This is a genomic window from Methylotenera sp. (assembly GCF_036401095.1).
GTDB lineage: Bacteria > Pseudomonadota > Gammaproteobacteria > Burkholderiales > Methylophilaceae > Methylotenera.
This window is the reverse complement of sequence record NZ_DASWWA010000001.1, coordinates 218,034-232,777: the sequence shown is the minus strand read 5'-3', so window position 1 is coordinate 232,777 and position 14,744 is coordinate 218,034. Positions and strand designations below refer to the sequence as shown.

Sequence of the window (14,744 nt, the reverse complement as noted above, 5' to 3'; positions counted from 1 at the left end):
CCATGTTTACTTTTTCAATAAATCTTCAATATAAGCGGTAATCTCAAGTGCAGATTGAGCGCCGGTATCTACAATATAATCGGCCAAACTGGTGTAAATAGGATCACGCTCTAAATACAAACGCTCCAGCTTTTGCTTCATATTCCCTCCTTGCAGTAATGGTCTGGTTTTATCATGTCGAGTACGCTGGTATAAATCATTAACTTTGCCGCGTAGGTAGATGATTTTTCCACTTTTTTTCAATAAAACACGATTCTCAGGCATGAGCACCGCGCCACCACCCGTTGCCATAACAATATCGTTAAGCTGACACAACTCCTCAAGCGCAAGAGTCTCGCGTTTACGGAATCCATCCTCACCTTCCAACTCAAAAATAAGCGGGATTTTTACGCCAGTTCTACGCTCAATTTCAACATCTGAATCATAAAATTCCTTGTCTAGCTGTTTAGAGAGCATTCGCCCTATGGTGGTTTTACCTGCACCCATCAGACCTATAAAATAGATATTGTTCAAATTAAAACCATCCTTATTACCTACATACTCTCATAGCGCTAGCGCATTACAATGCCCAGCGTGATTTAGTCACAACAGCCATTAAAACAAAATGCCCATCATATTCCAGATGGGCATTTTATCAAAACAATGAACTGCATTGTCGCTACATAACCAACATCATCTATTATTGCAGGGTCAGGCGCTCATCCACTATTTTTGGAGTGATAAATATCAACAACTCTGTTTTATCATTTTGACGAGTTTTCTTCTTAAATAAGTTACCAAAAAGTGGCAGATCTCCAAAGAAAGGCACCTTACTTACATCGTCACGTTCAATCTGTTCAAAAATCCCTCCTAGCACAGCAGTCTCACCATTGCCTACCAGTACTTGGGTATTAATATTTTGAGTGTCAATTGATGGTACTCCGTTGAAGATTTGACCGACTTTGTCCTTTTTAATATCAAGCTCCATGATGATTTTCTCATCTGGCGTAATTTGCGGAGTCACTTCCAAGCTTAATACAGCAGGCTTAAACGCAACGTTGGTAGCGCCACTACTTGAAGCTTGTAGATAAGGAATCTCAGTACCTGCTGCGATTTTTGCTTTATGTTGATTCGCGGTAATAACACGCGGACTAGATACAATCTTACCCCGTTGATCAGTCTCCATAGCGGTTAACTCTAAATTGAGCAACAAGCCCGCTGCAACATTATAAATACTGTAAGCAATTGACCCTGTCGCGTTTGCAACCGCTAGGTTCGACATTAAATCAGGTTGCCCGTCAGAGCTGGTAAACACGCCGCCATTAGTTAATGTAGTTTGCACTGCACCATTGTGAGTACCTTGAGTGACTACACCTGTGGTTGACACTGCAGTTGGGCGATTACCTAAAGTACCACTTAACGTACCGACACTACTACCAGGCGTACCTGTTTGAGTAACGCCCAGCCTAGCACCTAGCGCCTTACTGTACTTATCATCAGCAATCACCAGACGTGACTCAATCATCACCTGCTTGACTGGTATGTCTGTCTTATTAATGATAGCTTGTACCTGCTCTAAATATTTAGGCGTATCTTGCACAAATACAGTATTAGTACGCGGATCCAGTACCGCATTACCGCGTTTGGACAATATCTTTTGTTTAGGGTCACTTAAAATATTTTTTAAAGCCTCAGCTTTCATATACTTCAAAGTAAACACTTCCGTGCGTAGTGGTTCAACATCATCAATCTGCTGCTGGCTTTCAAAAGCTTGCTTCTCTTTTGCCGCAATTTCATCCGCAGGTGCCACTAAAATCACATTACCATTTTTACGCTTATCCAAGCCCTTACTTTGCATAATAATCTCAAGCGCCTGATCCCAAGGAACATCTTTAAGACGCAGTGTAAGGTTGCCGGTAACTGTGTCGCTGGTAATAATATTCAGACCGGTAAAGTCAGCAATTACCTGTAGCACTGCACGCACTTCAATATTTTGGAAATTTAAAGACAGTTTCTCACCTGCATAACCAGGTTTAGAGCCTCGCACTAATTTATTTGGGTCTTCCAACACCTGACGCACATCAATGATGAACTTTTTATCTGCCTGATATGCTGACTGCTCCCAATTACCTTTAGGCTCAATAGTCATCCGTCCATTTTTGCCTTGCTTTATCGTATCGACATAAAGCACAGGTGTATTGAAGTTAATTACATTTAAACGGCGTTGCAAACTGGCGGGCACATCCGTATTAATAAAATCAATTTCGATAGTTTTACCTTTTTGTTTGATGTTGATACCTGCGGACGGATCTGACAAATCAACAATAATACGCCCTTCACCATTTTTTCCGCGCATGAAGTCTATGTTATTGATAGCTACTGCTTTACTTCCCAAAACAGGCTCTGAGAATTTTGTCTCCACCGCCGTACCTGCTGACGCCTCATTCGCCTGCAACAGAATAGTCACTTCATTACCTTTTGCTGTTGTGCTATAACCTACGTTTTTTGATAGGTTAAGTACCATACGGGTACGATCTTTACCCTGCGCCAACGTTACACTTTTTAATGCACCAGCTTCTGCTGGAATATTGTTTTTTGCTAAGCCATTACCAACCTTAGGAAAATCCAGTGCGATACGAGAAGGATTGTTTAGTGTAAACCCAGCAGGTGGATTTGCTAATGGCTCTGTAGTTCTTACACGAATATTGACGCGACCACCAGGCAGCGTTGAATAATCGACGCTCTCAATTTTATTAGTTAGTCCAGTCTGATCTTCAGCAAGAACCAAAGCCGAACCTAAGGCTAAGCCAAGCAACATAGTTGCTTGCAAAAGTTTTGATATCCAAATATTCGTTTTCATTATTTCACCTTAAATCCTACTTCCTAAAAATATAAAAATTTCTAGGGCCTAATACGCTGTCACTATAAATTGACCACCTTAAAACGAACCATTACTGCACTACATATTCAACAACTATCAATAAAGCCAAAATGCTTTAACCTAAAGCCGACAGTATCCCATGCGACTAATTACTGCTCTTGCAATACCAAGCTTGTAGTACGCTCAACCCAATCACCAGTAAGGTCGTCTTGCACAAGTTCCACTAATACTAATTCACTATCTTTAATTTGTATGACTCTACCGAAATTCTGCCCGACATAATTACCCAATTTAACTTGCTGTACCGATTCATCAGGTGTTTTAAGCAAGGCATAGGTAAGCTTACTTTTAGACAGCAAACCTACATATTTCAGACTTTCTAGCGGGTAAGCCTCCATCGGTTCTTTGGGGCGATTCAAATTAGGCTGCAGTACGCTCGATTTATTCACCGCCTTACGGGCACGAAACGGATCAACCAGCGTGCCATCAGCGTTATATTGCAAAGCCATATATGGCTGCACTTCTGGTAACGGCTTCACTCTGGGTTTAACGTCTTTAGTCGCATCACGCATATACTGATCAAGATCATCACCTTCTTCAAAGCTACAACCAGCAAGCCCTGCACTAAACACTCCACAAACCAAAAGTGGCATGATAATTGGCAAGGCAAATATTCGTTTGATAATGTCAGCCACGGTTACTATTTACCTTTCTTATCTGCTTTAGCTTTTTCGCTCTCAGCTTTACGTTTTTCTGCGATTTCACTAGCATCCAAATATCGATAAGTCTTTGCAACTGCTTCCATTACCAAGCCGCTATCATTAGGGCCAACCTTAGCATCAGGTTTAGCGTCTTTATTTTTACCCGCGACAGAAACGTCACCCAGCGTAACGATGCGTGACAATTTTGAGATGTCAGTCGCAAAAGCACCTAAATCGTGATAGGTACCGGTAACTTTAATAGATATAGGCATTTCCGCATAAAACTCTGCCTGCGTTTCTTGCCCCGGTTTAAATAACTCAAACTCCAAACCACGACTTAACCCGGCTTGGTTAATATCGGTTAATAAACCGTCAATTTGAGAGCGATCAGGCAATTGTTTCAATAGCGCGCCAAAGGTCTTTTCAATTTCAACCATCTGCGCCTGATATGCAGCTAAATTAATCGCCTGACTTTTTTTATCAAAGTAGACCTTCCTTAGCTCCTCTTCTTTTGCTTTTTCTGTATCTAACGTCTCCATTGCCGGGCTTAACAACAAATAGTATCCTAATGCGAGCAATACAAGAAAAACAACCCCGAGAAGCACTGCTTTCATTGGCGCTGGCAAACTGCCAGCGTTATTGATATCTATATTATTAAAATCTTCTAACTTCATGATTTTCTCGCACTTCCAGCTTTCGCTTTAGCACCTGCATCATCTGTTTCGGTTGTTGGCGTTTTCAAACTCACTTTAAGTGTAAATAGATTCTGTTTTTGGGCACCAACAGTAATTGCCTTAATTTCTATCAAGATAGGCGACTCCATCCAATTCGACTGGTTAAAGTTACGCACCAATGTCGCCACCCTAGCGTTGGTGTCCGCGACACCTTCGATAGTAATGACTTTACCTTCTTGTTTAATACTTTTGAGATACATGCCTTCTGGTAGCTGGCGACTGAGTTCATCAAAAACTATCACGGCCTGGCTACGGTTTGTCTGCAAATTCTCAACCACTTGCTTACGTTCGAGCATTGCGCTGATTTGCTCTCGCAAATCTTTAATGTCAGCGATTTCTTTATCTAACTTTGTAATAGCGTTATTAAGACGTTGATTACGTTCTAACTGAGACTCCACTTTACTATTGATAATAGTGTAAGCCACAAACAAAATCGCACAGGCTGCAACGGCAGTAAATAAGGCCATCAATCCAAATTCACGTTGTTTGGCTTCACGTCTTATTTGGCGATGTGGTAATAAATTGACGCGTATCATATTGCGAACCCCCGCATGGCAAGCCCACAGGCAATTAATAATGCAGGGGCATCTGTTGCGGCTTGCTGTGCCCGCACTTTGGCACTCATCGCCATGCTATGAAATGGATTAGCAACAATGGTATTGACTTGGGTGCGATCTTGCACCGTTAAAGCAATTTCTGTAATGGAAGCACAGCCGCCTGCCAGCACAATATGGTCAACACGATTATATTGCGTAGAGCTTGTAAAAAACTGCAAGGCCCTGGCAACTTCCATCGCCAGCAACTGCACAAAGGGCTGTAACACTTCACTTTCGTAACTCTCAGGCAAGCCGCCTTTACGTTTAGCGATCTCAGCCTCTTCTTGTGACAAACCGAAGCGACGCTGTATTTCTTGTGTTAGTTGTGCACCGCCAAAACTCTGTTCGCGTGCATAAATGGGTGCGTTATTATGTAGCACATTAATGTGCATCATCGTTGCCCCAACGTCCACAATCATCACAGTCTGTTCACGCCCAGAATTAGGTAGCTGACTAGAAACTAAGGTATACGCAGCCTCTGTTGCGTAAGACTCCACATCCATCACAATCACTTTCAACCCAGCGCCTTCGGCCGCGGCAACGCGATCCTCAATCTTCTCTTTACGCGCAGCAGCGATTAGAACTTCAACTTCATCTGGATTATTGGGGGCGGGACCAAGCACTTGAAAATCAATATTCACCTCATCGAGTGAAAAGGGAATATATTGATTAGCTTCAGCTTCTACTTGAACTTCCATGTCTTCTTCGCGCAGATCGGCAGACATGATGACTTTTTTGGCGATTACTGCGGATGAAGGTAAGGCCAATGCGGCACGCTTCTCACGAGAGCCGAGTAGCTTCCATCCCAACTTGATAGCATCAGCAACCTTTTCAAGGTCACCAACGTTACCATCTGCAATGGCATCTTTGGCAAGGGGGGAGATTGAATAATTCTCAAGTTTGTAACCTCCGCGCCCATCACTAATAAGCTCAACCATTTTTACTGAGGTTGAGCTTATATCTATGCCGACTAGCGGGGGTACCGATTCTGTAAAAAAGCTGAATTTCAAATTGAAATTCCTTTTCTGATTTCGTTAGTTACGAACATTTCTAATAATTTACATTAAATCCTAGCAACAACTTTAAACCCTGTAAAGCAATTTTTAATTTATTCATTTTTTTAAGCTTTATCACTCAGTTTATTCGCGTCAGCATCCATAGCAATTTATAATAACCCTATATTTTTAGTTTATAGAAATCAAATCGCCCATGACTCCAAACAAATGGTGGCACTATCTCTTGTTAACAATCATTGTTAGCGGCCTATCTGCCATTGCTTTTGTAGGGATTGCCGTTGCAATCATTTACCCCAGCCTGCCATCACTTGAAACGCTCACAGACTATCGCCCCAAACTGCCATTAAGAGTGTACTCAGAAGATGGTTACTTAATTGAGGAGTTTGGTGAGGAGCGGCGCGCATACGTCAAAATCGCAGATGTACCGAAAAACATGAAAGATGCGGTACTTGCCATTGAAGACCGTCGCTTCTATCAGCACGGTGGCATTGACACTAAAGGCATCTTGCGCGCGATTAAGAACAACCTCACCGGCGTTAGCCATGAGGGCGCCAGCACCATTACCATGCAGGTTGCCAAGAATTTTTTCACCAAACCTAATGGCAAACGCACACTGGGCACCAAAATCAACGAAGCTTTACTTGCCATTAAAATCGAGAATAACTTAAGTAAAGATAAGATTCTTGAGCTATATATCAACCAAATCTACCTAGGCCAACGCTCTTACGGCTTTGCAGCAGCGGCACAGGTGTACTTTGGCAAGCCTCTAGAGAAGCTAAACCTAGCGGAAACCGCTATGCTTGCAGGCTTACCTAAAGCACCATCTGGCTACAACCCATACATTCATCCCAAACGCGCGATTGCCCGCCAAATGGAAGTATTGCGCGATATGCAGCGCTACGGCTTTATTGAAGAGTCTGTTTACAAAAAAGCGCTTAATCAACCACTTAGATTTAAGGCATCCAGACAGTCTCGTGACTTATCTGCTGACTACGTTGCCGAAATGGTAAGAGAAAGCTTATATGCAACTTACCAAGATGAAATTTACAGTAGCGGATTAAAAGTCTACACCACCGTACGTAAAACCAATCAGGAAGCGGCAAACAGCGCGCTTAGAGATGGTATTTTGGATTACGATGCACGACAAGGCTACCGCGGACCCGAAAAGGTACTGAACCTCAACACGGCTGTGAGTGATGCCGACAAAGAGCAAATTGCAGAAGCACTTAGTGACATTGATGTCTCAAACGGGCTAGTTCCAGCTGCCATTACCAAAATTTCAGAAAAATCTATCACCGTGCATACCAAATACGGAGATGATGTTGAAATCAATGGCAAAGGCCTAGCATTGATTCAGAACACACTGAATGAGAAGAAGCCTGAGAAGCGCTTATTAAAAATTGGCGCGGTCATTCGCATTGTTAACTCCTCGCCATCTACTCAATCGGGTCAATGGCGCGTAACGCAATTGCCGCAAGTTGAATCGGCACTGATTTCCATCGACCCTGAAACCGGTGCAATTCGCGCGCTGGTTGGCGGTTTTGATTTTAACCGTAACAAATTTAACCATGTCACCCAAGCATGGCGCCAACCCGGCTCTAGCTTCAAGCCGTTTATTTACTCTGCCGCTTTAGAAAAGGGCTACACGCCAGCAACGATTGTTGAAGACGCGCCACTTAGCTTCTCATCCGAAGAAACTGGCAATAAAGAATGGACGCCACAGAACTATGACGCCACTTTTGACGGCCCTATTCGATTAAGACAGGCACTAGCAAAATCAAAAAACATGGTTGCGATACGCGTACTAGACAGCATCGGCCCGGGCTATGCGCAGGACTACATTACGCGCTTTGGCTTTGCTGCAAAAAACCACCCAGCCTACATGACCATGGCTTTGGGCGCGGGCTCGGCAACCCCAATGCAAATGGCCAGCGCTTATGCCATTTTTGCTAATGGCGGCTACCGTGTTAACCCTTACTTAATCTCCAAAATTGTTGACCAAAATGGCAAGGTAATCAGCCAAAGCAAATTCGTGACCGCTAAAAACGACGCGCCACGCGTAATTGATGCACGCAACGCATTTATCATGAATTCGATGATGCAAGACGTGGTGAGATACGGTACTGCAGCCAAAGCATCACAGCTTGGACGCAGCGATCTGGCCGGTAAAACCGGCACCACCAACGATCACTATGACGCATGGTTTACAGGCTACAGCCCTAAACTAGTAGCGGTAACCTGGGTGGGGTTCGACAAACCAAGACGCTTAGGCCGTAATGAAACCGGCGGCTCAACAGCCCTGCCAATCTGGATCAAATATATGGCAAGCGCCCTAAGAAACGTACCTCAAACCGATATGCCAGTACCCGATGGGGTGATGGCGCTACGTATAGACCCAACCACCGGTATCAGGGCTGACAATGATGAGAATGGTATTTACGAGTATTTCTATCACGAGAACCCGCCTCCCGAAGTTGAGACCGATTTACCGGGCATGCTAGAAGGCGGTGAAGCCCTGCCACCAAGTCAGCCGCAGCAGATGCTGCAACCTGATATTACTTTGCTACCTAGAAAAGAATCCGGTGCGAACAGAGCGGCGAAACCAGCTGACACTGCAAACGGCAAAGAGCAGAGCACTCATAAAACTGTAGACCAAGTGCAGCAGCTACTTAACCCGCATTAAGCTCCAACACAACCGGGGTATGGTCGGATGGGCGCTCTAGCTTACGGGGCGCCTTGTCTATATACGCAGCGGCACAGAGTGTTTTCAGCGCATCGCTAACTAGTATATGGTCGATGCGCATACCAAAATTACGCCTAAAACCCATCATGCGATAATCCCACCAACTAAAGCTTTTTTCCGGCTGCTCAAAAAGGCGGAAACTATCACTCAGCCCTAAACTCACCAAGCGACTAAAAGCTTCCCGCTCCAATGGCGAGACCAATATCTGCCCTTCCCAAGCCACAGGGTCATGGCAGTCACGGTCTTCAGGTGCAATATTATAATCACCCAACAGCGCCAATTTAGCGTGTTGCGCCAACTCACCCTTCAGCCATTCATTTAAAGCAGATAGCCAGCGCAACTTGTACTGATACTTGTCAGAGCCTACAGCCTGCCCATTTGGAATGTAAGCGCACACTATCCTTACACCATTAATATTAGCGGCAATCACTCGCTGCTGGTCATCATCGAAATTAGGGATATTGTGCTGTACATTGAGGATAGGATGACGGCTTAAAATAGCGACGCCATTGTAGGTCTTCTGGCCGATATGTACGGCATGATAGCCAAGTTCAGAAAACGCAGCATAAGGAAACTTGCTATCCTCCTGCTTGGTTTCTTGCAAACATAGCACATCCGGCTGATTTGCAGTTAACCAATCAACTACATGCGGTAATCTCACATTAAGCGAGTTGACGTTCCAAGTGGCGAGTTTCATAGGCTTAAGATAGAAATAAGTGAAGGGACTTAGGTGCGCAACTCTAGCATGCGCCTATACGTGAGTCAAAAATCTGATTCCATATATTAAATACTTCGCAGCGCAGTCAATAATCTCTAAGAAAATACCTTGGCTAGCGGTCAACGCCATATGATAAAGTCCACATTTTTAGAAAACCAGTTTAGAAAAGCTAACCAGTGATAAAAGCCGCAATATTTGACATGGATGGTCTGCTGATTGACTCAGAGCGCATCATCATGCAAGCCTGCATCAGCGCAGCACAACAAGTAGGCTTGACCTACAGTCAGGAGCAATATGTGGAGCTGATTGGTCGTGCGGGACCAGATTCCACACGCATTATGACGGCGCAATTAGGCGGCACGGAACGATTTAATCTTGTAATGCAGGGCTTAGACGCCCAATTAGCAAGCTTGAACAATACATTCCCGCTAAAGCCTGGTGTACACGCGCTACTAAAACACTACCAAGCCCACGATATTATTTGTAGCGTTGCATCCTCTTCCGCCACACACCACATTACCCAGCGCTTAAGCCAAGCAGGTGTAAGTGATTACTTTCATCAAATCACCAGTGGACAAGAGGTGGAACGAGGAAAACCTAATCCAGATATTTATTTACTTGCGGTTAAAAAACTAGGCGTACCTGCTGATGCATGTATTGCCTTTGAAGATAGTGAAATGGGCGCACGAGCAGCGATTGCCGCTGGGTTAAAAGTTGTAGTGGTGCCAGACCTTAAGCAGCCCAGTGAATTTGTAAGAGAGCACTGCCATCAAGTAGTCAACAGCCTGCGGGACTGGTTAAACTGCATTTAATGGCTTAAGCCTGAACACATTTAGTAATGGAGTTACGCCACTGCATAAATTAAAGTTGCCAGCTTACGTAACTCCTACCAAAGCAGAGTGAAGCTTAGGAGGCCATGCCGCTATGGCGCAATAGCGCATCCAAACTCGGCTCTCGTCCTCTAAATGCAACAAAGGACTCCATTGCGGGGCGACTGCCACCTTTAGCAAGTACTTCATTTTTAAAACGGGTACCCGCTTCGCCAGACAACACACCCATTTCCTCAAACAGGCTATAGGCATCGGCAGATAGCACCTCAGCCCATTTATAGCTGTAGTAACCCGCCGCGTAACCACCGGCAAAAATATGCGTGAAGCTGTTAGGGAAGCGGTTCCATTGTGGAGGGCGCATCACAGCCACTTCATCACGCACCAGTTCGATCAAGTCTAAGGCGGTGAGTTTGCCATTAGGGTCAAAGTCACCATGTAGGCGCATATCGAATAGTGAAAATTCGATTTGGCGCACCATTTGCATACCTGCCTGGAAGTTTTTCGCAGCCACCATTTTGTCAAATAGTTCACGCGGCAATTGCGCGCCCGTATCCACATGCTCTGTCATCTGGCGCAGTACTTCCCATTCCCAGCAGAAGTTCTCCATAAACTGGCTAGGCAACTCTACAGCATCCCACTCCACACCTTTAATGCCGGATACGCCGTACTCATCCACTTGCGTAAGCATATGATGCAAACCATGCCCAAACTCGTGGAACATCGTGATGACTTCATCGTGGGTAAACAGCGCAGGCTTACCGCCCACCGGTGCTGAGAAATTGCAGGTTAAATAGGCCACGGGTAACTCTACGCCGTTGGCACGCTGGCGGCGGCTAATGCACTCATCCATCCATGCACCACCACGTTTATGGTTACGCGCATAAAGATCTAGGTAGAAGTAAGCAATCGGTTGATTTTCAGCGTTACTTATCTCATAAAAGCTGGCATCAGGATGCCATACCGGCGCATCTACTTTACGCACGTGCACACCAAAAATGGTTTCTGTTACCTTAAACAAACCAGCCAGCACTTTGTGCTCAGGGAAATATTGTTTTACCTCTTGGTCAGAGAATGCATATTTATCTTGGCGCAGTTTTTCACTGACATAGGCAACATCCCAAGCTTGCATATCCGTAATACCGAGTTTATTAGCATAAGCCGTAAGTGCTTGCATGTCTTGTTGTGCATAAGGCTTGGCACGCTTAGCTAGAGTATCAAGGAAATCCGTTACCTGCTTAGGGGTATCTGCCATTTTGGTTGCGAGTGACAGCTCTGCAAAGTTATTAAAGCCCAGCAATTGCGCTTCTTCTTGCTTCAGTTTAAGAATATCGCGAATCAATTCTGTGTTGTCCCACTCAGGCTTACTCAGCTCAGAAGCTCGTGTGGCGTAGGCTCGGTATAAAACCTCACGCAACGCTCTATTATCTGCATATTGCAGTACCGGCATATAAGACGGGAAGTGCAGGCTAAACTGGTAACCTTGCCTACCATCTGCCTTAGCTGCCTCTTGTGCTGCTTCAATTGCATCTTCCGGCAAGCCGGCCAAATCTGCCAGACTCTCGACCGCATGCTTAAAATCATTAGTGTTATCGAGTATGTTTTCTTCAAACTTAGCGCCCAGCTTAGATAGTGCCTCACTCACGGCTTTGAACCTAACCTTTTGCTCAGCCGGTAACTCTGCACCACCTAATTTAAAGTCGCGCACTTCTTTATTGATAATAGTTTGCTGTGTAGCGCTCAGCGTAGTAAAGGCAGCACTTGATTGAATCGCTTTAAATTTTGCATATAAGCGCTCATCTTGCGATACATCACTGTAAAAGTCTGTCAACTTAGCTAAGTTATCGTTATACGCCTCACGTAGCTCAGGGCTATTCACCACGGCATTCATATGGCCAACCTGGCTCCAGCTACGACCTAGTTTTTCGCTATGATCTTCCAGCCTAACTGCAAAATTTTGCCAGGTTGGTGCTTCAGTACTGGTCGCTAACTCTTCAACCAGAGCGCGCCCTTCCGCAATTAAACTATCCACCGCCGGGCTCACATGCTCGGGTTTGATTTCGTTAAATTTTGGTAAGCCAGCAAAATGTAATAATGGGTTTGACACAGGTAATCCTTAAAACTGCATTAATTGATAAGACGCGCTAATTGATCAGACGTAGGCACAGTGGGTAACGATAAGTCTCGCCATTACTAGTAGAGATGGCGGCAACAATGCATAAAACAACATTGAACAGCCAAATAATTCCCAACAGCAAAAAACCCACCAAAATAGCTATCAACACACCTGCGGCAAATTGCGCGATAAGGATAGTGATTTGAAAATTCAATGCCTCTTTGGCCTGTGCTGATAAATACTCGTTATCGTCTTTCTTTAACAACCATACAATTAGAGAGGGAATAAACGAAAACAACACTCCACTTAAATGGGTAATGGTTGCGATGTTTTTATCATCATTACTTGGAACGAATAGTGCGTTACTCATGACCAGCCCTCTCCTTATTGAATCTGATTAAACTTAGCAAGATTGAGTTCAATTTTTTCTATATCAGTTAAGTTTAAAACTTTACGTGCCTGCACCTTGAGCTCAGCCAATTGGCTATGCAATACTTGCTGCTTGACGCTCAAAATGTGTGAAGGATGCATAGACAGCTGCTGTAGCCCCATGCCCAACAACAATTTGGTGAATCTTGCATCACCTGCCATCTCGCCACAGACCGATACAGACTTGCCCAGCTTGATACCGGCTTTAATTGTGATCGAAATCAATTTGAGGATGGAAGGATGCAGCGGGTTATACAAATGCGCAACCGCGTCATCGGTACGATCAATCGCCAGCGTGTATTGAATTAAATCATTAGTGCCGATTGACAGAAAATCTAGCTCGTTGGCAAACGCCTCAGCATTAATCGCCGCAGCAGGAATCTCTATCATGCCGCCCAAGGTAATGTTTTCATCAAACGGGATATTGTCTTTGCGTAAACTTTGCTTGGCACGCTCTAACAACAACTTGGTTTGCCTTAACTCGGAAAGCGTACACAGCATAGGAATTAAAATTTTGATGTGCCCATAATGCGACGCACGCAATAAAGCACGCAACTGAGTATGAAAGAGTTGCGGCTCAGCCAAACATAAACGAATTGCACGCAAACCCAATGCCGGGTTAGCGCAGCTTACAACCGTATCAGAGTTGACCTGCTTATCGGCACCTATATCCAAGGTACGAATAGTGACCGGGGCGCCCTTCATTGCCTCAGCTACGGCTTTATACGCCAAGAACTGCTCTTCTTCGTCAGGCGTATCGTGACGATTCATAAAGAGAAACTCGGTACGATACAAACCTATGCCGGTAGCTCCAGCAAGCTTTACCGCGGCCACGTCTTCCGGCACCTCAATATTGGCCAGCAAGTCGATGCTAACACCATCAATGGTCACCGCCTTGGTGCTTTTGATTCGTTTCAGCTTCTGCTGCTCTAGCTCCCACTGATCCTGGCGCAGTTTGTACTCGGCCAGAATCTCTTTGGATGGGCTAACAATGACGATACCCAAATTGCCATCGACAATAATCAATTCACCGTCGTTGATTAAGTCACGTGCACGCTGCAAAGCAACGATGGATGGAATATTAAGGCTACGTGCCAAAATGGCGGTATGCGAAGTCACGCCGCCTACATCGGTAATAAATGCGGCAAACTGATGCTGCTTAAATTGAATCGCATCGGCCGGTGAAATATCATGAGCCACCAAAATCAGCTTACGCTCCTGATGCATGGCGCTAATTTGCTGCTCACTGCTCAATTGACTCGGGTGCCCTAACAAGGCTTTGATGATACGCTCAACAACTTGAACTACATCTTGCTTCCGCTCACGGAAATAGACATCTTCAATCTGCTCAAACTGCTCAACGATATCATCCATTTGGAGCTTGATGGCCCATTCGGCATTGCATTGCTCACGCCTGATAATATCTTGAGGCACTTCAGTTAAAGACTTGTCCTCCAGCATCATCAGATGCGTACCCACAAATGCACTTAGCTCTGCCGGCGCATTTTTACGCAAACTATGGTTAATTTGTTCCAGTTCAAATTTAACACTGGCAATCGCCTCACTAAAGCGATCAATTTCAGTTTCAATCAGATGCTTAGGTAATTGATAATGCACAACCTCCAGCAAAGCATTCGACACAAGATGTGCCTGCCCGATGGCAATGCCGCTGGAAACAGCTACGCCATGAATACTAAAGCTTGGATTGGTTAAATTACTCATTCATCCTCACCGAAACGGTTATTAATCAAGTCAACCAATGTGTCGATGGCTGAAACCTCGTCAGCGCCACTGGCCTCCAAGGTCACCATAGAGCCTTTTGCTGCCGCCAGCATCATTACACCCATAATGCTTTTGGCGTTAACACGGCGGCCATTACGCGTAATCCACACCTCGCTTGCAAACTTACCAGCGGCTTGCGTGAGCTTGGTGGATGCACGTGCGTGTAACCCTAGTTTGTTAATAATTTCCAGCTCTTTACTAATCATGCTTTGGACCTAGTTA

Annotated in this window: 13 protein-coding genes; 2 read left to right on the top strand and 11 right to left on the bottom strand. The window is 44.8% G+C overall.

Features of this window, described 5'->3' with window-relative positions:
* Positions 1-6 precede the first annotated feature (6 nt).
* The 6 genes from VGD82_RS01050 to VGD82_RS01025 all read right to left on the bottom strand — a co-directional run bounded on the left by VGD82_RS01050 (position 7) and on the right by VGD82_RS01025 (position 5,901).
* On the bottom strand, positions 7-486 hold the full coding sequence (locus VGD82_RS01050; protein ID WP_331018754.1) for a shikimate kinase: 480 nt from the start codon (positions 484-486) through the stop codon (positions 7-9).
* Between the two features lie 193 nt (positions 487-679).
* On the bottom strand, positions 680-2,839 hold the full coding sequence (gene pilQ / locus VGD82_RS01045) for a type IV pilus secretin PilQ (protein ID WP_331018618.1): 2,160 nt from the start codon (positions 2,837-2,839) through the stop codon (positions 680-682).
* 170 nt (positions 2,840-3,009) lie between these two features.
* Positions 3,010-3,513: a pilus assembly protein PilP gene (locus tag VGD82_RS01040; RefSeq protein WP_331018753.1), complete on the bottom strand. Its 504-nt coding sequence runs from the start codon at positions 3,511-3,513 to the stop codon at positions 3,010-3,012.
* Between the two features lie 47 nt (positions 3,514-3,560).
* A complete protein-coding gene (locus VGD82_RS01035; RefSeq protein WP_331018617.1) occupies positions 3,561-4,235 on the bottom strand; it encodes a type 4a pilus biogenesis protein PilO in 675 nt (224 codons plus the stop codon).
* Positions 4,232-4,831, bottom strand: a complete 600-nt coding sequence (locus VGD82_RS01030) for a PilN domain-containing protein (protein ID WP_331018616.1) — start codon at positions 4,829-4,831, stop codon at positions 4,232-4,234. The genes VGD82_RS01035 and VGD82_RS01030 overlap by 4 nt, the downstream gene beginning before the upstream one ends.
* On the bottom strand, positions 4,828-5,901 hold the full coding sequence (locus tag VGD82_RS01025) for a pilus assembly protein PilM (protein ID WP_331018615.1): 1,074 nt from the start codon (positions 5,899-5,901) through the stop codon (positions 4,828-4,830). Before VGD82_RS01025 ends, VGD82_RS01030 begins: the two co-directional genes overlap by 4 nt.
* A 199-nt stretch (positions 5,902-6,100) precedes the next feature.
* Here VGD82_RS01025 and VGD82_RS01020 point away from each other — a divergent pair, with 199 nt between their 5' ends.
* Positions 6,101-8,590, top strand: coding sequence for a penicillin-binding protein 1A (locus tag VGD82_RS01020; protein ID WP_331018614.1), 2,490 nt, complete (start codon positions 6,101-6,103; stop codon positions 8,588-8,590).
* On the opposite strand, the gene xth is transcribed toward VGD82_RS01020, so the two are convergent.
* Positions 8,577-9,347: an exodeoxyribonuclease III gene (gene xth, locus VGD82_RS01015; protein WP_331018613.1), complete on the bottom strand. Its 771-nt coding sequence runs from the start codon at positions 9,345-9,347 to the stop codon at positions 8,577-8,579. The two genes, VGD82_RS01020 and xth, sit on opposite strands and share 14 nt — an antisense overlap.
* Before the next feature lie 197 nt (positions 9,348-9,544).
* On the opposite strand from xth, the gene VGD82_RS01010 reads away from it, so the two are divergent.
* Entirely contained in the window at positions 9,545-10,180 is a 636-nt protein-coding gene (locus VGD82_RS01010; protein ID WP_331018612.1) for an HAD family phosphatase, read from the top strand.
* A gap of 94 nt (positions 10,181-10,274) precedes the next feature.
* Here VGD82_RS01010 and VGD82_RS01005 read toward each other — a convergent pair whose 3' ends face one another.
* From VGD82_RS01005 to VGD82_RS00990, 4 genes are read right to left on the bottom strand one after another with little or no spacing between them, the layout of a single operon-like run.
* Positions 10,275-12,302 (bottom strand): M3 family metallopeptidase, encoded by a 2,028-nt coding sequence (locus tag VGD82_RS01005; protein ID WP_331018611.1) that lies wholly within the window; start codon positions 12,300-12,302, stop codon positions 10,275-10,277.
* A 37-nt stretch (positions 12,303-12,339) separates the two neighbouring features.
* Entirely contained in the window at positions 12,340-12,681 is a 342-nt protein-coding gene (locus tag VGD82_RS01000) for a DUF4870 domain-containing protein (protein WP_135278778.1), read from the bottom strand.
* Positions 12,682-12,695: 14 nt separating this feature from the next.
* Entirely contained in the window at positions 12,696-14,462 is a 1,767-nt protein-coding gene (ptsP, locus tag VGD82_RS00995; protein ID WP_331018610.1) for a phosphoenolpyruvate--protein phosphotransferase, read from the bottom strand.
* A complete protein-coding gene (locus VGD82_RS00990) occupies positions 14,459-14,728 on the bottom strand; it encodes an HPr family phosphocarrier protein (RefSeq protein WP_331018609.1) in 270 nt (89 codons plus the stop codon). The genes ptsP and VGD82_RS00990 overlap by 4 nt, the downstream gene beginning before the upstream one ends.
* Between the last annotated feature and the right edge of the window lie 16 nt (positions 14,729-14,744).